At 63.2% G+C, this 26948-nt stretch carries 16 protein-coding genes; 6 read left to right on the plus strand and 10 right to left on the minus strand.

The annotated features are described in order from the left end of the window. The first annotated feature begins 3 nt into the window (after nt 1-3). Nucleotides 4-4206 (plus strand): tetratricopeptide repeat protein, encoded by a 4203-nt coding sequence (locus ACERK3_04365; GenBank protein MFA9477524.1) that lies wholly within the window; start codon nt 4-6, stop codon nt 4204-4206. Between the two features lie 399 nt (nt 4207-4605). Continuing rightward, a complete protein-coding gene (locus tag ACERK3_04370; protein MFA9477525.1) occupies nt 4606-5580 on the plus strand; it encodes a hypothetical protein in 975 nt (324 codons plus the stop codon). Between the two features lie 71 nt (nt 5581-5651). Here ACERK3_04370 and ACERK3_04375 read toward each other — a convergent pair whose 3' ends face one another. Further along, nucleotides 5652-6938 carry a glycosyltransferase gene (locus ACERK3_04375; GenBank protein ID MFA9477526.1) on the minus strand — a complete coding sequence of 429 codons (1287 nt, stop codon included), beginning with the start codon at nt 6936-6938 and terminating at the stop codon, nt 5652-5654. Between the two features lie 52 nt (nt 6939-6990). Further along, nucleotides 6991-7848 carry a hypothetical protein gene (locus tag ACERK3_04380; GenBank protein ID MFA9477527.1) on the minus strand — a complete coding sequence of 286 codons (858 nt, stop codon included), beginning with the start codon at nt 7846-7848 and terminating at the stop codon, nt 6991-6993. Between the two features lie 430 nt (nt 7849-8278). Between ACERK3_04380 and ACERK3_04385 the strand changes: the two genes are divergently transcribed. Beyond that, nucleotides 8279-9958 (plus strand): FAD-binding oxidoreductase, encoded by a 1680-nt coding sequence (locus tag ACERK3_04385; protein MFA9477528.1) that lies wholly within the window; start codon nt 8279-8281, stop codon nt 9956-9958. A 91-nt stretch (nt 9959-10049) separates the two neighbouring features. On the opposite strand, the gene ppc is transcribed toward ACERK3_04385, so the two are convergent. The 4 genes from ppc to ACERK3_04405 form a co-directional block, all read right to left on the minus strand. Then, the gene (ppc, locus tag ACERK3_04390; protein ID MFA9477529.1) at nt 10050-12896 is read right to left on the minus strand and encodes a phosphoenolpyruvate carboxylase; all 2847 of its coding nucleotides are present in this window, start codon (nt 12894-12896) and stop codon (nt 10050-10052) included. An 18-nt stretch (nt 12897-12914) separates the two neighbouring features. Continuing rightward, nucleotides 12915-13211 (minus strand): helix-turn-helix transcriptional regulator, encoded by a 297-nt coding sequence (locus ACERK3_04395; protein ID MFA9477530.1) that lies wholly within the window; start codon nt 13209-13211, stop codon nt 12915-12917. Nucleotides 13212-13282: 71 nt separating this feature from the next. Beyond that, nucleotides 13283-13582, minus strand: a complete 300-nt coding sequence (locus ACERK3_04400; protein ID MFA9477531.1) for a P-II family nitrogen regulator — start codon at nt 13580-13582, stop codon at nt 13283-13285. Further along, nucleotides 13579-14592 (minus strand): sodium-dependent bicarbonate transport family permease, encoded by a 1014-nt coding sequence (locus tag ACERK3_04405; protein MFA9477532.1) that lies wholly within the window; start codon nt 14590-14592, stop codon nt 13579-13581. Before ACERK3_04405 ends, ACERK3_04400 begins: the two co-directional genes overlap by 4 nt. Nucleotides 14593-14718: 126 nt before the next feature. Here ACERK3_04405 and purE point away from each other — a divergent pair, with 126 nt between their 5' ends. Continuing rightward, a complete protein-coding gene (gene purE, locus ACERK3_04410; GenBank protein ID MFA9477533.1) occupies nt 14719-15216 on the plus strand; it encodes a 5-(carboxyamino)imidazole ribonucleotide mutase in 498 nt (165 codons plus the stop codon). Beyond that, nucleotides 15213-16376, plus strand: coding sequence for a 5-(carboxyamino)imidazole ribonucleotide synthase (locus ACERK3_04415; GenBank protein MFA9477534.1), 1164 nt, complete (start codon nt 15213-15215; stop codon nt 16374-16376). The genes purE and ACERK3_04415 overlap by 4 nt, the downstream gene beginning before the upstream one ends. Nucleotides 16377-16619: 243 nt before the next feature. Here the strand turns inward: ACERK3_04415 and ACERK3_04420 are convergent, their stop codons facing one another. Beyond that, a complete protein-coding gene (locus ACERK3_04420; GenBank protein MFA9477535.1) occupies nt 16620-17555 on the minus strand; it encodes an HDOD domain-containing protein in 936 nt (311 codons plus the stop codon). A gap of 180 nt (nt 17556-17735) precedes the next feature. Continuing rightward, nucleotides 17736-20258, minus strand: coding sequence for an ATP-dependent Clp protease ATP-binding subunit (locus ACERK3_04425; protein ID MFA9477536.1), 2523 nt, complete (start codon nt 20256-20258; stop codon nt 17736-17738). Between the two features lie 545 nt (nt 20259-20803). On the opposite strand from ACERK3_04425, the gene pgk reads away from it, so the two are divergent. Continuing rightward, on the plus strand, nt 20804-22006 hold the full coding sequence (gene pgk, locus ACERK3_04430; protein MFA9477537.1) for a phosphoglycerate kinase: 1203 nt from the start codon (nt 20804-20806) through the stop codon (nt 22004-22006). Between the two features lie 274 nt (nt 22007-22280). Here the strand turns inward: pgk and ACERK3_04435 are convergent, their stop codons facing one another. Next, nucleotides 22281-25199, minus strand: coding sequence for a hypothetical protein (locus tag ACERK3_04435; GenBank protein ID MFA9477538.1), 2919 nt, complete (start codon nt 25197-25199; stop codon nt 22281-22283). Between the two features lie 203 nt (nt 25200-25402). Next, nucleotides 25403-26881: a glycoside hydrolase family 88 protein gene (locus tag ACERK3_04440; protein ID MFA9477539.1), complete on the minus strand. Its 1479-nt coding sequence runs from the start codon at nt 26879-26881 to the stop codon at nt 25403-25405. Nucleotides 26882-26948: the final 67 nt, after the last annotated feature.

Below are 26948 nucleotides of genomic sequence, written 5' to 3' on the forward strand. Positions count from 1 at the left end.
TTTATGAACACGATGCAACCGAGAACGCACCGGCGCTTGTGGTGGCTGGCGGGCGTGACTTGCCTGTTGACCGCATTGATTGTCGTTGGCTTGCTCGTTCGCGTGCATCAGGTGCGCGTGCAGACGCAGGCGGACCGGCAAGACGGCTTACAGGCGGTCGAGTCGGGCGAATACGAACGTGGGCTCGGTCTGCTCGGGTCGTACCTCAACCAGAAGCCGAACGATGTTGAAGCGTTGTACGGCTTCGCCCGTGCTCGGCGTGAAGTCGAGCAGCCGCGGCGTGAGCACCTTGCCGCGGCTGCAACGGTGCTCGAACGAGTCGTCCGACTGGACCCGGATCATGATAGTGCTGCGCGCGAGCTTGCGGATCTTTATCTCGTTGGCGGCCGATATGATCAGGCGGTTGAAGCGGCGGACCGCGTGCTTGATCGCAAGCCGGGGGATGAGGCAGCGCTGCGGGTGCGGATGATGGCGTTGCGCCAGCTTGATCGCAATGACGCGGCGATCGCCACGGCTCGTAGCGCGGTTGAGGCGAACCCTGACGAGCTGAGCTGGCAGTTGTTGTTGCTGGATCTCTACGGCGAAGCCAATCGGCCGGGCGAGGCGCTTGAGCATGCACGCAGTTGGCATGCTCGTAACGAAGGCGACGCTCAATCGCTGCTTGTGCTAGCTGCGGCGCATTACCTGGCCGGCGAGACCGACGAATCGCTGGCTCGGCTGGAGGAGGCGGCGGCAAGCCCGGCGTCTGATGCGAGCTTTGTCCGCGAACTGGCCAGGCGTTTCGATGCGTTGGGGGAGCACCAGCGTGCGACGGAACTCATCGAACATGCGGTGATGGAGGACGAGCCTGAGTCTGAGACCGTTCAGCTGTATGCCCGCCGGCTGTGGCATGGGGGCGACGCCGTGGGCGTGCTCGCTATCCTCGATGACCATGCACAACTCGAGCCCGGCGACAACATCGAGTTGGCTGCGATTGAAGTGCAGGCTGCATTGTTGCTTGACGAGCGAGAGCGTGCCGCCGATCGGATCAATGCTTTGCGCACAGTTGACGAGCCTTTGGCGCGTGCATGGTCGGCGTTGCTCGAAGTGATTGCCGAACCGGGGCCGATGGATTCGCTTCGGGTGATCGATTATGCAAGCGAGGTGCTCGCCGAGACGCCGACGAATCCGGAGGCGCTGTTGCTGCTTGGTGATGCGTATGCGTTGAGTGATGAGCCTTATGCGGCGATCTCCGCGTGGTCGAGCGCGGCGGAGCGTGCGCCGGCGTGGGCGGAGCCTTTGCTGCGTGCTTCGGAGCTGGCGCGGACGCATCCTCATGCGGGGCGTGCGCTGGCATTGGCGCGTGAAGCGCGCCGGCGTGCGCCGGAGCAGGTTGAGGCCAGGGCCGCGGTGGTGCTTGCTCTGGCGGAACGGCCACACATTACCGATCGCGAGACGCGTCAGTTGCTTGAAGCCGTGCGCGAGCTTCAGGCCGAGCATCGTTTCGAGCCGGGCACGTTGCCGTTGTATGTTGCATTGCTGTTCGACGCCGGGGAGCCTGATCAGGCTGAGGCGGTTGTTCGCGATGTGCTCGAAAGCGAACCGACGCTGGACGAGCGGGTGTGGCTGCGCCTCGCCGCGTCGACGCAATTGAACGACGATGCGCTTGCCGACGACGTGCTGGCCAAGGGGATTGCGGTGCATGGCCCGACGCCGAAGCTTGCGCTCGCGCGGGCGTTGCACGAAGCGGATCGCCATGATGATGACTCGGCAGAGCAGGTATTTGATCGCCTTCGCGAAGCGGCGGATGTGGACGAAGGCGACGCTCAATGGATGCTGGCACGAGCGCAGTATCTCGAGCGGCGTGGCGACGCGAATGCCCAAGCGGTCTGGTTCGAGTTGCTTGATCGACATGCGGACGACCTTTTGGTGCAACTGGCAGCGGTGCGGGCGGCGTCGGTGAAGGCGGATCGCAGCCAGCATCGCCGAGCGATTGATCGGATTGAAGAGCTGACGCAGCGGCGTGGTTATACGTGGCGTGTGGCGTATGCGCGTTGGATGGCGGACCATCCCAACCCGACGCCGACGCGGTTGGTGGAGGCGTTGCAGCGTGCGACGACGGTGCTTGATCGTGTACCAGATCACGTTGAAGCGAGGTTGATCGCGGCGGCTTGCCTGCATCAGCTTGATAACCATGATGCTGCGATGGAGCATCTGCGTGCGGCGCAGCAGCGTCGGCCACACGATCCGGAAGTGAACGTGCAACTGGCGGCGATGTTGCTTGATCGGGGCGACTTCCCGGCGGCGCGTCGGCCGCTGGAGCAGTTCGCGACCTATGCGGCGTTGGAGGCAGGGCAGCCGTGGCGTATTGCACTGCGGCATGATCCGACCGATCCGCCGCGGACGTTTGACGCGTTCGTGTCATCGGATGTGGTGAAGGCGAGGCAGTACTGGCAGGCCGGTGATCTCGCGCAGGCTCGCGCGATGCTCGAACGAATGTTTGAATCTGAAGCAGACGAGCAAGCGACGTGGAGCTTGCCGACGCTGATGCTGTCGGCTGACTTTTTCGCAGGCGTTGGCGATTGGGAGCGAGCCGAGGCAGTTGCGTCGCGTGTGTCGGGGGGGCATGATCTGCCCGAGGGATCGGCGGCGTTGCTGCTGGCGGAATTGCACCATCTTCACACGGGGCCGGAGGCGGCGGCGGAGCGTTATGAAGCGTTGACGGCGTCGATGTCGGAGAATGCATTTGCGTGGCGTGAGCGGATCGGCCTTGCGGTCGCGGAAGGGCGCATCAGCGAAGCGTTGACGTTGCTTGGCCAGGCGGAGGCGGCGGGCTCGGATGATGTGATGTGGTCGGCGATACGTGAGGCCGAGCGGGCGTTGCGCGTGGTGGAGATTGAGCCGGACCTGCGTGCGTTGGGTGTCGCGATCGTGCGGGAGGCGGAGCATCGAGAGTTGGCTCAGAGTGTGTTGGAACTGATTGCCACGGCTTACATCCAGCCGAGCGAGCGCGAGACACTGGTGTCGCGATTGCGAACGTTGGCCGGGCAGAACCCAAGTCTGCTGGCGTTGCAGACCACGGTGATTCGCTTGCTCACACTCACCGGCGACCAGGAACAGGCGATTCAGTGGGCTCGGCGGACAATGCGGCAGTTCCCAGGCGAGCGTGAGCCTGCCGAGTTGGCAACGCGGTTGGTTCAGGCGAGTGGAGCGTGGGATTCGCTTATTGACGTGGCCCATGAGCGCAACCGATTGGAGCCGAGTTGGGCGATGGAAGGTAACGTCTTGCTCGCGGCTACCTATGTACGAGCAGATCGCCCGGCCGAGGCTGTGGCGCAACTTCGGCCGCATGTCGAATCGCTGCAATCGGAACCCGAGCAAAACTTCGACGTACTGGCAACCTACCTGCACGCTTTGGTGGCCGCTGGCGGGGTGGATGAGGCGGCGGGGGTGATGCGGCCGTGGCTGAGTGCGTCGGCGCAGTGGCGGCAGGCGTGGCGCTGGATGGCCGGGCTCGTGGTGGATGATGGTGAGGCGGCAGCGATGTGGCTGGAAGAGGTCGCCGGCTACACGCCGGCTGATGCGTTCAGCGAGCAGTTGGATTTGATTCAACAGTGGCGGCTGCTCGGCCGACGCTTCGATCGACCGAACTATCAGGCGACGGCGGATGATCGGCTGGCGGCGTTGGCGCAACATGCCGAGGCGCCGGCGGAAGTGCACTTTCAGCACGGCGAACGTGCCGAAAGTGAAGGCGATTTTGAGCAGGCCGAGCGACGCTTCCGCCGGGCGATTGAGGTGGATGAAGACCACACGCGGGCGGGCTATCGACTTGCGCGCTTGCTCGCGAATGAAAACCGTTCGCTGGATGAAGCGCTCGGCTATGCTCGGCAGGCGGCCGAGCAACAGCCTAACGTGGCCGAGCATTTGGACTTGCACGCGTCGATCGCCGTTCGCGCCGGTGAGCACGACGAAGCCATCGCGGTTGTTGAGCAACTGCGAGCGCGAGGCGGCGTGAATCAGCTACACTGGCAGTTGACACACGCTTGGGTGCTTGTAGAGGCGGGCGAGATGGATCAGGCCCGTCGAGTCTTCACACCGATCGCGGCGCAGTTGCCCGCCATGCAGCCGCTACCTGATATCATGGGCGATCGGCTGGCACGGATTCAGGAGGCTTTGCCTGAGTTTGCCGACGTCCAGTCAGATGCGCTGCCCACATTACAGGAGTAAAGGGGAGCTTGGGGGGGGTGGTATCGATGTGTGAACGATGGCAAAAATGAGAAAATTGTTCAGTTTGTGAGTAATAATGCTATGATTTGGACGTATACGGGAAACCCCTTACATAGTTTGACGGTAGTCACCCGTATATTCGACGTGCAGGGTTTTTTCTCCATTTCAGGAAGGAGGGTGGTGCGAATGAATTGATCGTGGGTTGTCTGGGGGGGGACCCCCCGTTCAACGCGAGGGAGCGCAGCCGTTTGCCGGTTCAGGAGGGGGGGCGTAACAGGATTCTGATTTGCACCCGATGGGGACGAGTCATTTAGTGAATCCGGTAACGGTAGCGTGAGAGGCCACGTTGGTTTCTCACGAGAAAGAAGTTTTGGTTTTTTTTGAGAGAGGGTAACAGAGATGTTTTCAAAACGTTCGTTTACTTTAGCGGCCGCTGGTGCTGCGATCGCCATGGGTGGCGCGATGGTGTCCACCGCTCAGGCGTATTCCTACACGGAGCTTGTTCGCAACGTGTTCGAAGCGCACGGGGGGAACGCGCAAACGCCGCTCATCTACCGTGACCAGGGCTCGAACTACAGCCTGACGTTCACGCAGAATGGTACTGAGTACGTGCTCGGCGCGGTCCTGTACGATTCGATCCATGCGGGCAACACGCAGATTCCTGCGATCAAGGACATCGCCGCGTCGCCGGCGAATCGTGAGCGTCTTGGTCTGAATGAATCCGCACCCGCAGTGGGCGGTCTTTTCCTGGCACAGGCTGCTGGCGTCCAGGAAGCTGGCGCAGTGGGACCTGAAGGTGGCACGTTGCCGCATCAGTACTTCGCCCCGGCGGAATCGGGAAGCTACAGCTTCACCGACCGTCAAGGTAACGAAGTAAGCTTTGACTGGAATCCGATGGACCCCAACGCCCTGCTGCAACTGTTCGCTGACGACACGGGTGCGTTTGCAAACAACATGCAGTTCGGTGCTCAGCAGGCCATCGATAACATGAGCACCAACATGCTCGCCGAGATCGGTTTCTTCGGTGACGCGATGGTTGGCGCCCAGTATGCCTTGGGTCAAGAGTACTACGCTGTCGAACTTGAGTTCGACGGTACGGACTTCGTCGGCCCGCGCGAGTTCGTTGCGAACCTGAACGTTCTCAACGACTGGGGCGGTCTGTTCCCAGGTGTGAAGGACCACGACGGTCAGAACCAGATCCACATGTTCGGTCGTCTGCTTGACGATGCGTCAGGTGGCTGGGACTTCACCGGTGACGGTGCTCGCATCAGCTTCATCGTTCCGAGCCCCGTTGCTGTGGGCCCGGGTCTGGTGCTGCTCGGTGTGATCAGCATGCTCCGTAAGCCGCGGCGAAATGAAGCAGCGGCTGCCTGATAGCAGGCTCACCACGTTTTCGCCTCCTTACATAGGGGCGGGCCTTTGTGCCCGCCCTTTTTTTATGGACTTTACGCCGACGTCAAGGGCACGGAAGTGGTGGCGGTTGGCGTCGCAGGCGATGCCGGTGCGATGAATTGTTCGATAGCGTCCGCCGCATTGCTTTCGGCATTCCACTGCTGCATCCAGCTTCGCCACTCCGGTAGACGATCGCGGTAGGTAGGTTGGGCGATAACGGTGTCTAATGCCGTGGCGAGCTGATCCGCCGCCTCGCCGGGCTCAAGCCGAAGTCCCAGTTGGTGGTGGGTGAGCTGGTCGGCCTGGATTTCCTGATCAAAGAAACTTGGAATGGCGATCACCGGCACGGCGTGGCTCAGTGCCTGATACACCGTGCCGTTTCCGCCGTGGCAGACCACGGCCGCGGCACGCGTGAGCACTTGCGGCGCACTGGCAAACGGCAGGGCGTGAATGTTGTCGGCAGGCTGCGAAAACGCTGCGGCTCCGGCTGTCGTGACGACGAATTGGTACGGCAATCGGGCGAGCACAGGCGCGGTCGATTCGAGCAATGCATGCAGCCCCGAACTGCCCATCGACAGGTAAACCAGCGGCTTGGCCGGGTCGATCTGATCTAGCAGTTGCTCCGTGGCCGACTTGTGTTCGGTGTCGTCACCCCAAAACAGCGGACCGATGTATTGGGCATGGGCCGGCCGATTTTTGGTGGGTTGAAACTGGGGCAGGTCAGCCAGCAGGTGAAGGTCGTCGGACGTGAACATGACACGGAAGTCACGGCATGGCCGAGTCGCTCCGAAAGTCCGCTGCGCCTGGGCGAACGGCTGGTTCATTGCTCGACAGGCCAGTGACTGAATCGGCCCGCCCAGCCAGGGCATGACGTAGCGGTCGACGCGCGGTTTGCCGACGATGCGATTCAGCGGCAAGGCGGCCGGCGCGTTGATCGTGCCGGCAAACCAGGGGGTGCAATTGGCATTGCTGATCGCAACGTAGGGGATGTTGCTGAGTTCGCTGCTGATCCGCAGGCTGTTACGGCAGTCGCCCACGAGCACGGTTGGCTGAAAAGCTTCGATCTCGGCGAGATCCGCGCGGACGCTTTGCTCGATCTCACGGCGGGTGTACATCGCGCGCATGGCGCGTAGTCGGCTGTAGACCTTCTCGGCGTCGGGTGTGTAGGCTGGTCGAGCGTCCAGGCCGCGTTGGGTAGCCCACTCGGCATACCGTGGCGATGAGACGAATCGCACGGTCGCCCCACGTGACTGAAGCGTTTGAGCGATCATGAACGCCCGGCTGACATGGGCAAACGAGATGCCTTCGCCGAACACGAGGATCCGTGATGATGCGTCCATGATGGCTTCGCAACCCTTGTTGGAGGAGTTCACACCCAGTCGAGATTCGCGCTCATGCACATGCAGCCACGAGGGCGTGCGATGCGGCGCGTTTCGGCCTGGGCTTGCTGTCTGCCAGTGTGAACGTATCGGATTCCTGTCCATTGGCCAGCCACTCGAGGTAGGCGGGCAGGCTGGTGTTGGCCAGTTTTCGTTTCGTGAACTCGAAGCGATTTTCGAACGTTTCCGGCTCGAGCCGATGTTCGCGCCAGTAGCGCAGGCCGCGCGGGGCCGGGGCGCTGGATTCGAGCTTGCTCAGATCGAATCGCAGGAGGACGACCGGGTTGTTTCGTACGACGCTGTAGCGTTGCGTGGCACCGGCGGTGACAAAGCCAAGCATGCCACGATAGAACGCCGCGTGCCGGGGGTGGACCCCGATCACAACCTGGTCGACGTTCTGGTGGTGCAGGGCAAAGATGGGGTATCGCATGAAAGCGAACAGGTCGCGCGGGCCGCAGCCGGGCTCGTCTTCGTGTTCAGCAAAAAGGCCGATCTCGCCGAGGCGGTGGCCCTGCTTGCGCAGTTCGTCGAGGTCGGCCTTGTATACTTTGTCCAAGGGTAGCCCCTGGCGTCCATCTCGATAACAACTGATCGAGGCGACGGTCCGGTCGCCACGTTTTTTCACCGTAACGGTTGTACCGCGTTGAATGGCTTCCGGGGCGGTGTGGCAGCGAAAACGATGGGACGCGATCAATCCTTTAGCCCGATAGCTTTCGTACACGAGACGCCAGGCGTCCATGATGTCATCGACGGATTGAGCGACCTCAATCCGAGACGGCGCCGGAGCGGCCGGAATGGGAAGCGCAAATGTGTCGTCAATGGGTGGAACGGTCGTGGTGTCGATGGTGTGGGCAATGGTTGTGGCGGTCATACGGCAGGGCGTCCTTGTTTTACGAACTTCAAAACAGAGGCGGCAACCTCAGCAGGTTGGCCGATCGGCGTCAGTTCATTTTTCTCGTCCGCTTGACGGCGCGGACTGACTTTCGCCTGTCTTGTTTCTCTCCCCCTCATGGAAGCTTTAAAACGTGGCTCGCTCTTCATTAGGTATTCATGAGGGCGGGCCGGTGAAGTTGCCAGATTTCCTTACAGTAGTTGCAGTAAACCCCAGGGCCGGATGATCCGCATCCAACCCCCGAAGGAAAGCGATGGCATTCAAGTTGTTACAAATTGGTTTTGTGTCCGCACAAACTGAGGGTGCGGACCTGTGGCGGGCGTTGTCAACGCGACGCGCGTTTTCTGCGAGCCAAGTTTGCACGGCCGGGTAAGCCGAGTCTTGCTGCGTTTCGGAAGGATTGCATACTATGTCGTTATCGGACGGTGTCAAACCGGATCTCCAGCTTGAGAATCTCGTGGCCAGTCTTGCCGACATCGTTGGTCAGGAGCATGTCCTGATCGACGGACCGACTCTTGATCGCTACGCGCGAAGCAGTTCGGGAAATCCCACACGGCCTCTGGCACTCGTTCGGCCTGCTGATACTGAGCAGGTGCAACGGCTTGTACAACTGGCAGTGGACGCGGGCCTGGCTCTGCATCCAATCGCGCGTGGCCGTAACTGGGGTTACGGCGACGCATGCGCCCCCACGCAGAACCAAGTCGTCGTGGACATGGCTCGCATGAATCGCATCGTCGAGGTCAATCGTCGGCTCGCGTATACCGTCATCGAACCCGGCGTCAGCCAGGGTCAACTTTGGCAATATCTGCAACAGTACGCCCCGGATTTGATGATGGATTGCACCGGAGCCGGACCGGATGCAAGTTTAGTTGGCAATACCCTCGATCGCGGCTTCGGTCATACACGCTACGGCGACCATTTCCTCACCACCTGCGGCATGCAGGTCGTCCTGCCGGATGGACGCGTGCTCGAAACCGGGTTCGGCCATTATTCTCCTAAACCCCATGCACAGCACGTTTACCGTTATGGCATCGGTCCGTTTCTCGATGGCCTGTTCGTACAATCCAACTTCGGCATCGTCACGCGCATCGGCCTCTGGCTGATGCCGAAGCCTGAAGCGTTCTCCGCATTTTTTTTCTCAGATCCGAACCCCCAGGCCATTGAAAAAATTGTCGAAAGCCTCGCCCCGCTCCGCATGCAGGGACTGCTCACCAGCGCCATTCACATCGGCAATGACCTGCGACTGCTCTCGGCTCGAACACGCTACCCCTGGGAGCGCGCCCAAGGGAAAACCCCGTTGTCCGACGACCTTCGCAAACAGCTTTGCAGCGAATTCGGCATCGCCGCCTGGACCGGCTGCGGCGCGATTTCCGGCACGCGGGAAACCGTCGCCGCGACGAAAAAAGCTGTCCGACGAGCCGTGCGGACGCACACGCTTGTCTTTCTCGATGATCAACGCATCCGTCGGCTCGATCAGGTGAGCCAATGGCTCGGTCGGCTGGGCCTGGCAGGGGGGCTGCGGACCAAACTCGCGTCGATTCGCCCGATCTATGGGCTCCTGAAAGGCGAGCCCACCAGCGAATCGATCGCCGGCACTGCCTGGCGCGTCCGCGGGCCGGTCTCCGAACCGATCGAAAGCCCGCTCGACGCGCATGCGGGCATCATCTGGGCATCGCCTGTCATTCCCGCCACAGGCGACGACGCCCGCCGACTGCTCGATCTGATGGAGCCGATCTACAAGAAGCACGGCTTTGAGATGCTCGTCACCTTCACCATGATCAACGAACGCGCCATGGTCGCCGTGACCAACCTTGCCTTCGACGCCCGCGAAGCCGACGAAGCCCGACAAGCCGCCGACTGCTATCACGAACTGACGACGACCATGCTCGCCAACGGCTACCCGCCGTACCGCTCGAGTCCGCTCGGCCAGCGGCATCTTCGGCATGGGTCAGAGGTGTATTGGGATGTGGTCGACCAACTTCGGCAGATGCTCGACCCGCGCGGGATCGTCAGCCCTGGCCGTTACGAGCCGCCCCTGCCATCCGCGAGCAGTTCCAGCGGGTCGGCCAATGATGAGCAGGATATGTGATGGACTGCGCTGGCTGGCGCCTCGGCGTCAGGTCCGTCGTCGTAACGTCTTCATCGGTTTGAGCAACTGCTCGACCTGGTGCGATTCTCCTTTAGCCCGTCGTCCGCAGGCCCGCTGCGATGCCCTGCACACTCAGGCGAAGCAACTCGGCCAGCTGTTCCAACTGCGCTTCGGAGGCGGTCGACTGGCGGAATCGGTGAATCAACTCGATCTGAATGAAATTCAACGCGTCAACATACGGATTGCGCGCCTGGACCGAGCGTTGCAGCCACACGACGGCGTCGAGCAGGGCGGGTCGGCCGGTCACCTGCTGCAGCGCGTCGCAGGTGCGGTCGATCTCGTGGACCACCATGCCGACCAGCTTTTCGCTTATCGACGCGTCGGGTACGAGCCGGGCATACTGGTGGATGATGTTGCGATCGCACTTGGCCAATCCCAGTTCCGCGTTGTCGATGATGCTGCGAAACAGCGGCCAGTGCTGGTACATTTCGCGGAAGTTGGCCCAGTCGCCCGCTGCCGACGCGTTGAGCGCGCCGCCTAGCCCGAAGTACGCGGTGAGCATGTGTCGGCTCTGCGTCCAGGCGAACGTATAAGGGATCGCGCGCAGGGTTGAAAGGTCGCGCTGGGCTTGGCGTCGGCTTGGCCGGGAGCCGATGGGCAGGCTCTCGATGACCTCGATCGGCGTGGCGTGTTCGAAATAGCTGATAAACCCCGGCGTTTCGAGCAGTTCGCGGTACACGCGCTCCGAGGCGTCGGCGGCGCGGTCCATCGTGCGACGCCACTGCTCGGGAACCGGCTCGGCCGACTTGGCGCTGACCAGTAGTGTGGCCCACGTCACCTGCTCAAGATGGCGATAGGCGACCTGCGGATCGTCGTAACGCTCAGCGAGCACCTCGCCTTGCTCGGTGACGCGCAGGCGGCCGTCGACCGCCTCGGGCGGCAGCGTGAGGATGCCGCGCGCCGCGGGCCCGCCGCCGCGCCCCAGCGACCCGCCTCGCCCGTGGAAGAACGCAACTTCGACGCCATGCCGTTTGGCCACTTGGCTCAGTTCGCGCTGCGCCTGGTGGAGGCACCAGTTGGCGGCGAGGAAGCCGCCGTCTTTGGTCGAGTCCGAGTAGCCGATCATGCACAACTGACGGTTGCCCGTTGCGCGCAGGTGCCGGACGTATGGCTCGCAGCTCAGCAGCGTCTCAAGAATGGCGGACGATCGCTTCAGGTCGTTGATCGTCTCGAACAGCGGGACGATCGGCAGCCGGAACGCGGCCGACTCTGACGATTCGTGCGCCGCGGTCTGCTCACATCGCGTGGCAGCGAGTCGACCGAGCCAGAGCATCGCCAGCACATCGGAAGGGTGATGCGTCATGCTGGCGATCACCGTGCCGAGTGCCTCGCGTCCGAGCGTGGCGACGGTGCGTTGCATGAGCATGAACAGGTCCAATGTCTGACGCGTGTCGGCCGAAAGCCGGGCCACGTCGATCCGCTGCGCCACGGCGGGGGGAACGGGCTCGGTTAGCCGGGCCTGTTTGCTCGGCTCGTTGAGCGTGGCGTAGTCGGGCTCGATGTCAAGTTGCTGCATCAGTTCGCCGACGGCGGCGTTGAGCTTGCCGGCATCTTCGCGGATATCCATCCGCGCCAGGTGAAAGCCGAACATCGCCACGCGGTCGAGCCAGTCTTGCACGGCCCCGTCGGCCAAGCGGTGAAAGTTGTTTTCACGCAGACTTTCGCCGACGAGATTCAGATCGTTTGCCAGTTCGTTCGGCCCCGCGTAAGCCGCCTCCGGCAGCGGCTGGCCCGGCTCGGCGTGAACGGTCTGCATTAGGCGGTGCTTCACAATCACCAGCCAGTGGCGGTACTTTTCATGCGGGTTCAGTTCTGCCAGCAGCAGCTCCACGGTCGGCCAACGCTTGATCGCTTCGTTCAGCGCGCTGCGCAAGTCGGGCGTAATCGGATGCCTCCGCTCTGATACGCTGAGTACCCGCGTCAGCTCACGACACTGCTCAAGATGCTTTTCGATCGCTGCGCGACGAAGCGTCATGAGTGATTCGATCGTCACGTCGGTGGTGACGAACGGATGGCCGTCACGATCGCCGCCGATCCACGTGCCGAACCGCAGAAACACTGGCAGACGAAACGTCCGCTCCGGGTAAGCGTCGGCCAGTGCTTCGCGCATCGCGCGGTACAGCCGGGGCCCGACTTGCCAGATTGAGTCCAGTGCAAAGAGGCTTCGCCGAACCTCTTCGATCACGGTCGGCTTGCGCGGGCGAAGCGTGTCGGTCTCCCACAAGCAGTCCAGGTCGGCACGGATGCGCGACAACAACGCGCGGCGCTCGCGCGGCAGCACGTCCGTACGGTCCAGATCGACGAGATCATCGCGCAGGCGGTTGAGTGTGTTGCGGACAGTACGGCGCTTGGCCTCGGTGGGGTGGGCGGTGAACACCAGCTCGATGTCGAGTTTGTCCAGCAGTTGTTGCATGGCGTCGGCATCAAGGCCCTGATGCTGCAATGCTATGATCGCAGCGCCGATCGACTCGGCTTGCGGTGCCGGCGCCAGCGCCCGTTCACGCTGGCGCAGTACACGGATGCGATGACGATCCTCCGCCAGATTTGCCAGGTCGAGAAAGCACGTCAGTGCCCGAATCAACTCACCCAGTTGTTCGTAGTCGAGTTCGGCCAGGAGTTGGCAGAGCTTTCCCTCCGCGTCCGCCGTCCCCGCTCGCCGCTGCTTGGCGAGCTTGCGCACGCGCTCGACCAACTCGTACAGCCCCTCGGGCGCGTGACGATGCAGCACGTGTCCGAGCTCGAACCCGAGCATCCGCACGTCGCGACGAAGCGGGGCTTCGGGCGACGCCGACCGACGCGCCCGCGCGGGCGATCGTCGCCCGATGTCAGGCTGGGGCATATCCATCGCCGCATGTTTTGATTCAGACGGTGAAGACACGTCAACAAACTCCTCTTGTCATGGTCGGTCTGCCTGCCTGCGACCCGGTGCGACCATGCGAAGCAGGTCTTGCACCGTGCGATGCGCTTCGATCGGATGACGCAACGACTGCTGCGTGTGAATGCGGTAGTGGTTTCGTCGGCCGTGCCGCTCACGAGAGAGCACCGCGGCTTCTTCAAGATCGGCCACGATCTTCTGCACCGCTCGCTCGGTGATGCCCACCTGCGCCGCTACATCGCGCAGCCGTGCCTCCGGATCGGCTGCGAGGCAGATGAGCACGTGTGAGTGGTTGGTCAGAAACGTCCAGTTCATCATAGGCTACACGTCTCCTTCCCACGCCGTGACCCACTTGCTTCACGAGCGTGGTTGCATCGACGGCATCTTGTTCAATGAACCAACCACTGGCAGTCACTGACCAGACACACCCCGCCGGACTGCCGAAGCAACGGTTCCACCGCGTCGACGATCACGCTAACCATCTGCTCCGGTATGGCCACCAGCACATACGCGTTCGTCGACGCACCGCTGACTTCGTCGGCGTACTGCTCGCCACGTTCGCCATAGCCTGCCACGCCCGGCAGCACCGTATAGCCGGACACCGCGGCTGCCCGCAACGCCTCAAGCACGTCAGGCAGGTGCGGGCTGTCGATCACAATCTCGATCCGCTTCATCGGTTGCAACGTCATGTCATCCACCACCATTCAATGATCGCCATGTACAGTGGAATGCCAACGGCAATGTTCAGCGGAAACGTTACGCCCAGCGACATCGGCAGGTACAGGCTCGGGTTGGCATCCGGCAGCGCGAGACGCAACGCGGCCGGCACTGCAATATAACTGGCACTGGCGAAAAGAATCGTCAGCAGCAACGCATCGCCCGGCTGCAGCCCAAGCGCCCGCGCCGTCACGATGCCCACCCCCGCTTGCGCCAGCGGCGCCAGCAGTGCAAAAGCCAGCAGCATCATTCCCGACTGCCGCAGGTCCCCCAGCCGCTTCGCTGCCACCAGCCCCATGTCCAGCAGGAACAGACACAGCAGGCCTTGGAATGGCTCCTTGACCAGCGGCCGCAGCGCGTCCCATCCGGCATCGCCGGTGAGATAGCCGATCACCAGACTGCCTAGCAGCAGCAGCACTGCTCCGTTGGCAAGTGCCTCATGCGTCAGCGCCCGCCACCCACGGCCGTGCGGCGCGGCGGGCTGGGCCACGGGCGACGCCGGGGTTTCCGTCGGCTTCGATCGACTCGCCCAGCGCGCCAGCAACACGCCGCTGATGATCGCCGGCGACTCCATCAGCGCCATCGCCGCGACCATGTAGCCGCTGTGAGCCACCTCCGTGCGATCGAGAAAACTGATGGCCGTGATAAACGTCACCGCGCTCACCGAGCCGTAGCACGCGGCGATGCCCGCGGCGTCTGCCGCCCTTATGCGCAGGCGCAGCACCATATAACCCGCCATTGGCAGCAGAAAGCTAGCCAGAATCGCTGCCCCCAACGTCCAGATTACGATCCACTCGAAGCCACTGCGATACAGTTCCACCCCGCCGTGAAACCCGATGGCAAACAGTAGATACACTGACAGCGCCTTCGCCACCGCCGGCGGCACGGCCAGGTCCGACCGTACCCAGGTGGCAATCAGCCCCAAGGCGAAAAACAGAATCGGTGGCGAGAGCACGTTTTGGGCAATCAAGCTTGGGTCCACAAGGCGGCCCCTCCTCGCTGATGGCGCAACATTGACAGTTCATGGCTTGGAATTAGAATTCACGAATCATACATCGCTAATTGCGATTCGCAAGTGTCGGCCATCCGGCCCCCCTGGAGCCTCCCTATGGAACAATCTGCAACCGCCCCGCGAGTCGGCGTCGTGATGGGCAGTAAGTCCGACTGGGCCACCATGCAGCATGCCCGCGACGTGCTTGCCGCCTTCGACGTGCCCCACGAATGCCAGATCGTCTCGGCTCACCGCACGCCGCATCGGCTAGTGCAATACGCCGAGTCGGCCGCCGAACGCGGCCTGGCGGTGATCATCGCCGGCGCTGGTGGCGCGGCGCACCTGCCAGGCATGCTCGCGGCGCACACGGTCGTGCCCGTCCTCGGCGTGCCCGTGCAAAGCCGGGCGCTGAGCGGGTTGGACTCGCTGCTGTCGATCGTGCAGATGCCTGCCGGCGTGGCGGTTGGTACGTTGGCGATCGGCGAGGCCGGTGCGAAGAACGCTGGCTACCTGGCCGTATCGATCCTTGCCAGCCATGAGCCGGCGCTGCGACGCAAACTCGAAGCCTTCCGCGAGCAGCAGACCGCCAACGTGATGGAGCAGACCCTGGAATGACCGACCATCCGCCCATCCTGCCCGGCGCAGTGCTGGGGCTGTTCGGCGGCGGCCAACTCGGCCGCATGTTCATCCAGGCCGCTGCCCGGCTGGGTTACCGTGTGCACCTGTTCGCCCCGGACGACGATCCGCCGGCGGCGCACCTCGCCTGGCGTCATACACGCGCCGAGTACGACGACCGCAAAGCGGTGGAAAGTTTTGCCCGATCCGTGGCAGGGATCACGTGTGAGTTCGAAAACGTGCCCGCGGTGGCGGTCGCGGAGGCGGCGCGGCACGTGCCCGTTTCGCCGCAGCCGCACGTGCTTGAGCTTGCGCAGGATCGCATTAAGGAAAAAGCGTTCCTGAAGAAGCAGGGCTTGCCTGTGGCCCCTTACGCCGAGGTGCGTTCGAGCGCGGATGCGAAGCGTGCGGCAGCCGAACTGGGTACGCCGGTGGTGTTCAAGAGCGCCCGCGGCGGGTATGACGGCAAGGGTCAGCAGAGGGTTGATGACCCAGCCGACGCGCCCGGCGCATGGGCCGAGCTTGCTGTGGCCGAAGCCGTGGCCGAAGCGTGGGTGCGATTTACCGCCGAACTGTCGGTGATTGTGGCACGCAACACGCAAGGCGAGGTCGTGACGTATGGTCCGATGCACAACGTGCATCGCAATCACATCCTCGACTACAGCCTCTTTCCCGCCGACCTGCCGACCGCTACTCAGAAGCAGGCCGAACAACTCGCGGCAACTGTCGCGCAAGCAATTGGACTCGTCGGCCTGTGTTGCGTCGAGATGTTTCTCACGACCACGGGCGAGCTGATCATCAACGAACTGGCGCCCCGGCCGCACAACTCCGGCCACTTGACCATCGAAGCCCACCGCACCAGCCAATTCGAGCAGCAGGTGCGAACGCTGTGCAATTTGCCGCTGGGCAGCCCACACCCCATCGCCCCCGCTGCGGCGATGGCGAATCTGCTCGGCGACCTCTGGCGCGACGCCACTCACCCCCCGGCGTGGTGCGAGGCGCTGGCGGACCCGGATGTGGTGCTGCATTTGTATGGCAAACCCGCTGCCCGCCCCGGCCGAAAGATGGGCCACCTGACCGCTTGTGCCGACACGGCCGAGCAGGCGCTAGCCCGCGTGCTGACCATCCGTGACGCTTGGGCCGCAGCACCGATGGAGTAGCGAGACCTCATTTGCAAAGCCTTAAGGCAGGCAAATCAATGTAAGTAAACAAGTTTCTCGTTACTGCGAAAATAAAAAGAGCGACGATTCGTCCTGAATCGCCGCCCGGAGGGAAAGAGAGACGCCTGTTTTTGGGGTCGACGCTTGTGAGGTCGACGCCCCCCGAAAGAACCCGGTGATGCCTTGCGGCACGACCACTGAAAATCAGCCCCGGTCGGCTTTCGCAGCCAGGGCAGACGTGGGTCAGGCGATGGCGTCGGAGAACAGGGCCTGGGCCTCTTGCACCGCGTCGGGCATCGCCTTTTTGACTTCATCGATCATCGCGGCAGTCAGCTTTAGCTCCGTCAAAAGATTGGCCGGTATTTCGCGGGTTTCCACCGTGCCGACGAAGCCCATCTCCAACTCAGCTGCGAGGATGTCCGCCATGTGCACCAGACTGGTGAGCGTGCGGTTGGCAGGCTCCAACTCATTCGGGCGATGGTGGAAGCCGGTGACGTACGCAAAGCTGGCGGGAAATTTCCAAGTTCGGCAAAGGGCGGCGCCGAAGTCTTCGTGAGAGGCGCCGATGATGCGGCGCTCGGCTTCGCGCATGGTCATGTCGGGCGTCCGCTGCTGCAACTCGAGCGCTTCGACGAACTTCGGCCGACGGGCCTGAATCTCGACGAGGATGCCGATGTCGTGGATCAGCCCGGCGAGGAACGCTTCGTCGGGCAGACCGAGCCCGGCTCGCTCGGCGAGCAGGCGCGTGCCGGAGGCGACGGCGATGCAGTGGGTCCAGAGGTCGCGGGCGTTGAAATTCGCAGCGATTCGGCCGCCTCGGAAAAGCTTGGCGAGGCTGGCGGCGATGGCGATGTTTTTCACCGCGTTCAGGCCCAGCAGGACGATTGCGCGGTTGATCGAGCCGATCTGCCCCGGCAGGCCGTAGAAGGCGGAATTGACGACCTTGAGGATGCGTGCGCCAAGGGCGGGGTCGTTGCTGATGATGTTGTTAAGGTCTTTGGCGGTGGAGTCGGGGTCTTCGACGAGCTTGATGATCTTCATCGTCACCTCAGGGAGGGTGGCGATGCTACTGATCTCGGCGATGGCGGCGCGGGTGACCTGGTCGACATTGCCGACCGCGGACGCGGGGCCAGCGGTCTGGTTGGAGCCGACGGCGGCGTTGGATGGGGCGTGGGACATCTGCACGGTCTCCGCTTGACGTTCGGGCTGTACTACGGAATTTATCGGTGGGTGAAGATGGCGACTTGATGCCGAGCGGCGAATTTTGCGGGTCAACCCGGCGGCTGGGCCCATAAAAAAGGCCCGCCAGCGTAATTGCCGGCGGGCCCGTGGAGGCAGGGGTTGTCAATTGAGGCGGGATCAGGTGCTCTCGGCACTGGCCTCGGCGACCTTGTCCTTGTCGCCCTTGGACTTCTTCTCGCTGGCGTTGAGGGTCAGCTTGTCTTCGCCCGCGGTGTGGGCGATCTTGATGACCTGGCCTGCCTTGAACTCCTCGCGGAGAATCGCTTCGCTGAGCGGGTCTTCCACGTGTTGCTCGATGGCACGCCGAAGCGGGCGAGCGCCGAAGTCGGGGTTGTAGCCCTTTTCGATGAGGAAGTCCTTGGCGGACTGGTCGAGGTCGAGCGAGATGTCGCGCTCTTCCAGTCGCTGGAAGACTTTCTTCAATTCGTACTCGACGATGTTGACGAGGTTGTCGCGCGTCAGCGGACGGAACACGATCACGTCGTCGAGGCGGTTGATGAACTCGGGGCGGAAGTAGCGCTCGATCTCGCTGTTGAGCGTCTGCTTCATCTTGCCGTAGTCGGCTTCTTCGTTGGGCTTGGCGAAGCCGAAGCCGCCCTTGTTCTTGATCAGCTCCGCGCCGATGTTGCTCGTCATGATCATCACGACGTTGCGGAAGTCGACGTGTCGGCCGAACGAGTCGGTGAGCTGCCCCTCTTCCATGATCTGGAGGAGCATGTTGAACACATCCGGGTGCGCCTTCTCGATTTCGTCCAGCAGCACGACGGCGTAGGGGCGTCGGCGGATCTGCTCGGTGAGCTGGCCGCCTTCCTCGTAGCCGACGTAGCCGGGGGGCGCGCCGATGAGGCGGGAGACGTTGTGCTTCTCCATGTACTCGCTCATGTCGATACGGATGAGCGAATCTTCGTTGCCGAACATGAACTCGGCCAGCGCCTTGGACAGCAGCGTCTTACCGACACCGGACGGCCCGACGAACACGAAGCTGCCCATCGGCCGACGCGGATCTTTCAGACCCGAGCGGGCGCGTCGCAAGGCCTTGGCGATCGCTTTGATCGCTTCGTCCTGGCTGACGACTTTCCTGTGCAGCTCTTCTTCGAGTTTGAGCAGGCGCTCGGTCTCGGCCTTTTCGAGACGCTTCAGCGGCACGCCGGTCATCTTGGAGACAACCTCGGCGACCACCTCTTCGTCCACCACGCCGTCGACCTCCTTGGCCTTGGCGCGCCAGTCGCGCTGGATGGTTTCCTTCTTGCGACGGAGACTCTCGGCCTGATCGCGCAGTTCGGCGGCCCGCTCGTAGTCCGCGGCCTTGACGGCCTCGTCCTTCTCGATGCTCAGCCGTTCGATCTGCTCCTCGATCTCCGCGAGATCTGGTGGCTTGCTCATGCTCTTAAGGCGGATGCGGGCGCCGGCCTCATCAATCACGTCGATCGACTTGTCCGGCTGCACGCGAGCCGTGATGTAGCGGTTGCTCAGCTCCACCGACTGCACGATTGCCGCGTCGGTGATCTGCACGCGATGGTGCGCCTCGTAGCGGTCGCGAAGCCCCTTGAGGATCTCGACCGTGTCTTCCTTGTTCGGCTGCTCGACGATGATCGTCTGGAAACGACGCTCGAGTGCGCCGTCCTTCTCGATGTACTTGCGATACTCGTCGAGCGTGGTCGCGCCGATGCACTGGATCTCGCCACGCGAGAGGGCGGGCTTGAGCACGTTGGACGCGTCGATCGCGCCTTCCGCGCCGCCGGCCCCGACGAGCGTGTGCAGTTCGTCGATGAACAGCAGGACGTTCTTCGCGCGACGCACTTCGTTCATGACGGCCTTGATGCGCTCTTCAAACTGGCCGCGGTACTTCGTGCCGGCGACCATCATGGCGAGGTCGAGCACGACGATGCGACGGTCGGCGAGCAGCTCGGGCACGTCGTTGGCGATGATCTTCTGGGCGAGGCCTTCGACGATGGCGGTCTTGCCCACGCCTGCTTCACCGAGGAGCACGGGGTTGTTCTTCGTGCGTCGGCAGAGGATCTGCACGAGGCGCTCGATTTCGTTGGCCCGGCCGATGACCGGGTCGAGGCTGCTTTCGCGGGCGAGCTCGGTAAGGTCTCGGCCGAAGCTGTCCAACGCGGGGGTCTTGCTCTTGCCACCCTTGGCCGAGCCGCTGGGCTCGTCGCCGGCGCCTTTTGCGCCCGCAGCCTCTTCCGGGTCGACGCCCGCGCCGAGGAGGTTGAGCACCTCTTCGCGGACCTCTTCGAGCTTGAGGCCGAGGTTCATCAGCACCTGGGCTGCGACGCCTTCGTGCTCGCGCAGCAGGCCGAGCAGCAAGTGCTCCGTGCCGACGTAGTTGTGGTTGAGGTTTCGGGCTTCCTCGATCGCATACTCGATGACCTTCTTGGCCCTCGGCGTCTGCGGGAGCTTGCCCATGGTGACCATGTCCGGTCCGGACTTGACCAGCTTCTCAACTTCGAGGCGGACCTTTCGCAGGTCCACGTCGAGGTTCTTGAGAACGTTCGCGCCGACGCCCGACCCTTCCTTCACCAGCCCGAGCAGGATGTGCTCCGTGCCGATGTATTCGTGGTTGAAGCGTTGGGCTTCCTGGTTGGCCAGGGCCATGACTTTACGGGCTCTGTCTGTAAATCGTTCAAACATAGTTGGGTCGCTCGTTTCCGTGTGGTAATCGGGAGACTCCACCCTATTGTAGCGCGCCGAGCGAAATCAGGTTTGATTTCGGCCAGCGGGTTTTGATTCTACGCTCAAGTCACCGCTCTGGCACGAAAAGCAAGCAAAAATGAGACGATGTCTTCTGTAAGTCGGCATACCGGGGTCTCTGCTTCAGCTAACTTACTGTAAACCGCGTTTGTTCCCATCTCAGGCCGGGTTTGTGGCACGATGCGGAGGCCGTGGCAGCAGCGGCACGCTCCGCCATGTTATCGGCAGACTGCCGAATCGACCGCCAAACTCGGCGCGGCATCGTTTTAAACACGCCGATCTGACATACGGGCAGACTCGGCTTGCTGTTCGCGCCGGAGCCAAGCGGCTTCAGTCGCTTGGGCTCTATTGTCGACGGCAGGCGACGGCGGGTAGGTGGATTCGCTATCATGCAGGCTTGACGGATTGGGGCTTCAGTTAAATTCAGTACCAGCCTTTTGGGGCCGCACCGGGCTGTCGGTGCGTAGAGGGAGCGGTTCGAAGCTATGGCCAAGAAATCGATCACCGACGTTGAAGTGACAGGCAAGAAGGTGTTGATGCGCGTGGACTTCAATGTCCCGCTGGATGGGGAGCGTATTACAGATGATCGGCGGGTCCGCATGGCGCTGCCGTCGATCCGTAGCGTGCTGGACCGCAGCGGCTCGGTGATTCTGATGAGCCACCTCGGTCGGCCGAAGGGCGAAGGGGCCGAGCCGAAGTTCAGCCTCGCGCCGGTGGCCAAGCGGCTGGGCGAGTTGCTGGGCCGACAAGTGAAGTTCGCGACGGACTGCGTGGGCGACGAAGTCACGAAGTTGGCGGACGGCATGGCGACCACCGGCGATGTGCTGCTGCTGGAAAACCTCCGCTTCCACAAGGCGGAGAAGAAGGGCGAGGCCACATTCGCCGACCAGCTCGCCGGGCTGGCGGACGTGTATTGCAACAACGCGTTCGGTACGTGTCACCGCGACGACGCGTCGATGGTGGCCGTGCCGCGGAAGATGAAGGAGCAGGGCAAGCCAGCGGTGGCGGGCGACCTGGTGGAGAAGGAAATCGCGTTCCTGAAGGAAGCGATCGAAAGCCCGCAACGGCCGTTCGTGGCGATCCTGGGTGGGGCGAAGGTGTCGGACAAGATCGCGGTGATCGACAACCTGCTCCAGACATGTGACAAAATTCTCATCGGCGGGGCGATGGCGTACACGTTCGCGCTGGCGCGTGGGAAGCAGGTTGGCGACAGCCTCGTGGAGAAGGACAAGGTCGAAGACGCGAAGCGGATGCTTGAAGCCGGCGGCGACAAACTCGTGCTGCCGGTGGACACGCATTGCGCGGATGACTTTGGCAATCCGACGCAGACGAAGTTTGTCGAGGGCGATATTCCCGATGGGTTCGAGGGGATGGACATCGGGCCGAAGTCGATCGAGCAGTTTGTCGCTGTGGTGAAAGATGCGAAGACGGTGGTGTGGAACGGGCCGATGGGCGTGTTCGAGAAGCCGCCGTTTGATTCGGGTACGAAAGCGGTGGCGGAGGCGATCGCCGAGGCGACGCGAAGCAACGGCGCGACGAGCATCATCGGCGGCGGCGACTCGGCGGCGGCCATCGAGATCATGGGCCTGGCCGACAAGGTCAGCCATGTCAGCACGGGCGGCGGCGCGAGCCTGGAAATGCTCGAAGGTAAGAAGTTCAACAGCGTGGAGCTGTTGGACGAGGCGTGAGCGGGCGTCGGGTGTCTGGATTTTAAGTTCGGAATAGCTCAGCTCAGCACCGAAGTCTACGGCTTGGCAACGCTGCGCTCGCATCGTGGATTGCCCGCATCAACCAGTGCCAACGTTCGCGTTTCATGCTGTTGCTCCTTGATGAGGAAAAGTTTGCAACACCAGTGTGGACGCGAGCTGTGCCGAACGAGCGGGGTTATATCAATTGCGCAACATGATGCCCGTCACGCCGTGGCTTTGATGATGCATGTCTGAGCATCATGTGAGCGTCGGATTACTCGACCGGTTCCATGCGCAGTTCGAGGCGGCGGCCGTCGCGGAGGGTGACCGAGCCGACCCATGAGCCGTCAGGCTGGGGGGCGAGGTCGAGCGGTTCGCGGACGTTTTCCAGTGACAACTCGGCGAGCGACTCGTCGCGGAAGCCTTGCAGGGCGTGTACGCGTTCGATGCGGATGGCCAGCTCGCGATCGGCGAGTGTGACGGGGACGATGTCGTTGCTCAGCGAGATCGATCGGCCGTCGGCTTGAAGATCGACGACGCCGAGCGTGAGGCGGGCGACGGGCTCGCGATCGCTTTGCGTCGGTCGTCCGTCGGGCGACATCACGTCGTAGTCGTTGCGGCTGCCGCGTGCGTGTATGAGGGCGACCACGCGGTAGCTGCCTTCGGACTCGGCGAGGCGGCGGGCGTAGATGTCCTGGCGGGCCGAGTCCCATGCGGACTGCAACTCGGTTCGCCCGGCGTCGCTCATTTCGCCGAAGCGATCGACCTGTTCCTGCACGGCAATGTCGTCGCCGCCGGCGGCGTAGACCAGTGCCGCAACCGCGCCGGCCGCGAGATTCGAGTCGGATGAAATCGCCAGTTCGAGCAGGTCATCTTCATTGCGAAACGGCTCGGTCCACTCGCCGGGCATGGGTGGGGAGCCCTCTGCGACGCGTTGGCCGAACCACTGGGGCAGGTTGTTGCGGCCTCGGCCGCTGCTGTCCATCGCGAGCAGGCCGGCAACGATGGATGCCTGGCCGACGGCGTGTTCGTAGATCAATTGCCCCACTTGCACGCGTTCGTCGGCGGACATGCTCGCGAGCGTTTCGCCCAGCGGCCAGTTTGAGCCGACCAGGGCCCGTGCGGCTTGTGACGCGGCGGCTTCGTCGGCTTCGACGAGCAAACGGAGCATGGCGGCGGCGGCGCGCTGGCCATCTGGCTGACGTTGGAGAAACGTGACGGCTTGCGGCGGGGTGGGCGACTGGCTGAGGGCGGCGTCGACCAGCTCGCTGTAGGGTGAGGGGGCGTCACGATCATCGCTGCCGCGCTGCGCCGGGCGAAAGCGGCCGCGGCGGTCATCGCCGGCGAATTCGAAGTTGCCCAGCGACTGCCAGGCGAGGGCACGCACGCGTTCGTGGCCGCTGTTTAACGAGCGGAACATCGCGTGGTTGGCGTTGTGAATCGGAATACGGCGGGTCAGGTCGATCGTCTCGGTCTCCGCCTGTTCGACGTCCGGCGGGCCGAACAGCGCGGCGATACCACGCTCGGCGGCCTCACGAACCCATGGCGCGCCCGTCGCGGCGGCGGCGATGACTTCGAGCGTCTGCTCCACGATGTTGGGGTTGGCATTGCCGAGCAGTTGTCGATCGAGCCAACCCGCGGCAAGCGGATGCTCGCCGGCGGAGGTGACGATGTAACGCACGGCCGAGGTCAAACGGTCAGATGACAGCCGATCGAACGAAAGATTTGACGAAACATAAACGATCGCTTCCTCTCGCTGATCGCTCACCGCTTCGATCAGTTCCGCGAGCACGAGCGCCGGGTCGGGGCCATCGCGGTCGGCGAGCACTTCGTTGGTCGCCTCGACCATCTGGCTCAGGCGGTTGGTGTCGCGGAGGTCGCCCTGGAGAATGCCGCGCAGCGACATCAGCTTCATTTCCGGGTCGGCCTGTGCGGAGGCGTGGCGCATCAGCGACAGCGCGCCCGAGCCGGGCCGGGGCGATTCGATCAGCGCGGTAAGCACGGTCCGCCGGGTGATCTGGTCGTCGCTGCTGAGCAGAGTCTGGAAGAGGTTGTACATCGCATCGTGCGGTTCGATATCGTTGATGACGCCGGCATTGACGACGGCGTATGCGACGAGTCGACTGCTCAGCGGATGGTCCGATTCGACGATGCGGTGGAGCGGTTCGATCATCGACCGCTCCGTGCCGCCGCGCCGTCCGCCCGCGCCGGCAAAGCTGCGCAGGGCTTCGAGGTCGCTCAGGCCGATGGCCCAGGGGAGCGAGGGCTGATCGCCGGTGATGTTGATCTCGCGGGTGGTGTCGGCGATTTCGTAGATGGCCCAGACGCGAGCCGGGCCTTCAAGCTCGAACTCGTCGGGCAGGTTCATAACTTCGGTGCGCAGTTGATTGAAGGCCCGCTGTTCTTCGAGGAAGGTTCGCTGGGCTTCGCGTCGGCGTTGGGCGAGCTCGGCGCGGTTGACGTTGCCGCCGGCTTCCATACGGCCGGGGCGGTCGGGCTGCATCTCGCGAAGGCGATCGGGGCGGATGCGAAGAATGTAAAGCTCCTGGCTATCCTGGAGCACAGCGTTAGGCAGGGAGCGTTCGAGTCGCCACTGCACACGACCGTCGGGTTGGATGGTGACGCGGCGGGCGAAGCGTGGCGCACCGGGGGGCAGTTGGTCGTCGCCCTGGTCTCGGGCGCCGCGCTGGCGTTGTTGGCGGGCGGGCTGGGGAGCGTCGTAGCCGTAGCCGTCGGGCATGTCCACCATTTGATTGCGACCAGCGCCGCGGCCGCGCCGGCTTTCGTCGGCGGCGTCGACAGGCTCGATCATCCACATGAGAAAGCGGCCGCCACGGACCGAGAGCGACGGCGACGTGCCAAGCTCGGCCTCGTCGTCGGAGGGCGTGATGATCAGGGGCAGCGCGAGTAGACGTCGGCCGACGTTGGGCTCGACCAACCATGCGGCGGTGTTGATGCGGTCGGGCAGTACGCCGGCGTGTTGAAGCAAGGGCTCGGCATCAAGCTCGAAGGTCGGCTCGGAGGCGTCACTTGGTTCGTCTGCTTGAACGGAGAAGGGCAGGGCCCACGCGAGCATCGCCGCGAGGGCAATGACCAGCCGAGCGGTTGCCGATGCTGGCCGATCGGCGAAAGCGATCCGTGGCCGCAAGCCAACCCGCATGGGCGAGGCTACTGACGCAATCAGACGGATCATTTGGCTGGTCATCTTCAAAACTGCCTCCAAAAGTGCAATCCCCTCAAATTTTTGAAAAACAGGCCACCGCACTCTGACGGCAGTCGGGATGCCCGGAAAGGTGAAAACGAGCCGTGATATCAAGGCACTGTATTATTTTACCCGGCTACACCATGTTTCGCATCTTAATGAGATAGTGTTTGCTGGGCGGTGATCATTGCCCGTCACAGCGCGGCGGCGAGTTGAGCAAACAGGCCCATGCCGGTTTGACTGATTGTGCGGTAGCCGCTGCGTTGGAGGGCCTCGCCGCCTTCTTTTTTGTTGGATTGCGAGACGCCTGTGAGCAGGCCATCGGGGGTGAGGTACTGTTGAAGTTGGACGAAGGCACGTTGGGCGGCGGGCAGAGCGTCGTCGGGCGCGAAGCCGTGGCGGTGGGCAAGGGCGAGGGCGGCGGCGATGCCGGCGGAGCCTGAGGTCTCGGCCTGGGTTTCGGGATCGTGCAGATAGCAGTTCCATACGCCGTCGTCGCGCTGGTGGTCGATGGCCCAGCGGTAGAGGCTTCGAGCTTCGGCTATGAGCTTGTCGAGCGAGCCGGGGGGTGACCAGTCTTTCAGCTCGATGATGGACCGGGTGATGCCGAGCATATGCCAGGCCGCGCCGCGTGCCCAGTTGCGGTAGGTGTGGGTGTTGGTTTCAAGTGTGTGTCGGAGGTAGAGGTCTTCGCCGACGCGGAGGCGGCGCTGTCGGCCGAGCAGTTGGGCCACGGCGAAGCGGGCGAGTTCGCGGTCCTGTCGCAGGCGGGCGAGCACGCTGAGCGGGTAGCCGACGGTCAGGCTGCCCTCGGCGGTGGCATGGCCGGCGCCGACGAGATCATCGTCGCCGGCGTGTTCGCGCCAGAAGCGAAGCGCGTCTTCGATGGCGGGGTGCTCTGGCCGATGGCGGGCGAGGGCGACGACGACGAGCGTGGCCTCGACATTATGGAACGGCTTGTCGCTGGCAAGGCCTTGCGGGTTTTCGTAGACCATGCGGTCGCCGGGGAAGAACATTGCGAGTTGCGTGAGCAGTGTTTCGCGTGCATGGCGAGCGATGGTGGGATCGGATGAATGGTTTGCGAGGTCGTCGAGGCCATCGAAGACGCAGCCCTGCATCCAGCCGAACTGCTGGAGGCTGGCCAGCGAGGTGAAGCAATCGTAGAAGGCGTCGAGCGGGTTGGCGTGCGGTTCGGTTTCGGGCAGCAGGTGTGGGAGGAGGGCTTCGTGGCCTCGGCCGCAGGGCTCGGGGTCGTAGAACAGCCAGAGCGGTGTCGTGCCCTCGGTGAGCGAGAGGGTGATGCCCTGCTCGATCGCGGCGTCAACATCGGTGGCGGCGAGGGGCAGTTCGAAGGGTTGAAGCACCACGCCGTAGCGGATGTCGAGCTTGCCAAGCGTGCGGTTACTGCCTGCCAGGGCGAACCGGAGCTGTTTTGGTTCGCGGTCATCGCTGGCGATGGTGACGCGCAGGCGGGCGGGGCAGTGGAGTGAGGCAGTGGTGGGCCAGGCCAGGCGAGCCGGGTCGCCGAGTTCGTCGGGTCGTACGGCGAACGCGCCCCAGCCGAAGGGGATTCGCCGCTGCGGCGGGTCCATGGCAACGGAGGGGGCGTGCACCAGTTCGGGGCGGAGGTACCTGGCGTGTAACGTGCTGCTGAGGTCGGGTGTGGAGGTCATGCCGTCATGATAATTGAAGATGGCGGACCGTTGATTGGCGATCGAAGAATGGGGCGAAGATCATTGA

This window comes from Phycisphaerales bacterium AB-hyl4 (assembly GCA_041821185.1).
Lineage (GTDB): Bacteria > Planctomycetota > Phycisphaerae > Phycisphaerales > Phycisphaeraceae > Natronomicrosphaera > Natronomicrosphaera hydrolytica.

Excerpts from the sequence above, each read along its gene's own strand:
- ACERK3_04365 (MFA9477524.1), top strand. The coding sequence starts at position 4 with ATGAACACGATGCAACCGAGAACGCACCGGCGCTTGTGGTGGCTGGCG.
- ACERK3_04420 (MFA9477535.1), bottom strand. The coding sequence starts at position 17,555 with ATGTCCCACGCCCCATCCAACGCCGCCGTCGGCTCCAACCAGACCGCT.
- ACERK3_04380 (MFA9477527.1), bottom strand. The coding sequence starts at position 7,848 with ATGACCGCCACAACCATTGCCCACACCATCGACACCACGACCGTTCCA.
- ACERK3_04370 (MFA9477525.1), top strand. The coding sequence starts at position 4,606 with ATGTTTTCAAAACGTTCGTTTACTTTAGCGGCCGCTGGTGCTGCGATC.
- ACERK3_04395 (MFA9477530.1), bottom strand. The coding sequence starts at position 13,211 with ATGATGAACTGGACGTTTCTGACCAACCACTCACACGTGCTCATCTGC.
- ACERK3_04435 (MFA9477538.1), bottom strand. The coding sequence starts at position 25,199 with ATGATCCGTCTGATTGCGTCAGTAGCCTCGCCCATGCGGGTTGGCTTG.
- ACERK3_04425 (MFA9477536.1), bottom strand. The coding sequence starts at position 20,258 with ATGTTTGAACGATTTACAGACAGAGCCCGTAAAGTCATGGCCCTGGCC.
- purE (MFA9477533.1), top strand. The coding sequence starts at position 14,719 with ATGGAACAATCTGCAACCGCCCCGCGAGTCGGCGTCGTGATGGGCAGT.
- ACERK3_04385 (MFA9477528.1), top strand. The coding sequence starts at position 8,279 with ATGTCGTTATCGGACGGTGTCAAACCGGATCTCCAGCTTGAGAATCTC.
- ACERK3_04400 (MFA9477531.1), bottom strand. The coding sequence starts at position 13,582 with ATGACGTTGCAACCGATGAAGCGGATCGAGATTGTGATCGACAGCCCG.
- pgk (MFA9477537.1), top strand. The coding sequence starts at position 20,804 with ATGGCCAAGAAATCGATCACCGACGTTGAAGTGACAGGCAAGAAGGTG.
- ACERK3_04415 (MFA9477534.1), top strand. The coding sequence starts at position 15,213 with ATGACCGACCATCCGCCCATCCTGCCCGGCGCAGTGCTGGGGCTGTTC.
- ACERK3_04375 (MFA9477526.1), bottom strand. The coding sequence starts at position 6,938 with ATGGACGCATCATCACGGATCCTCGTGTTCGGCGAAGGCATCTCGTTT.
- ACERK3_04440 (MFA9477539.1), bottom strand. The coding sequence starts at position 26,881 with ATGACCTCCACACCCGACCTCAGCAGCACGTTACACGCCAGGTACCTC.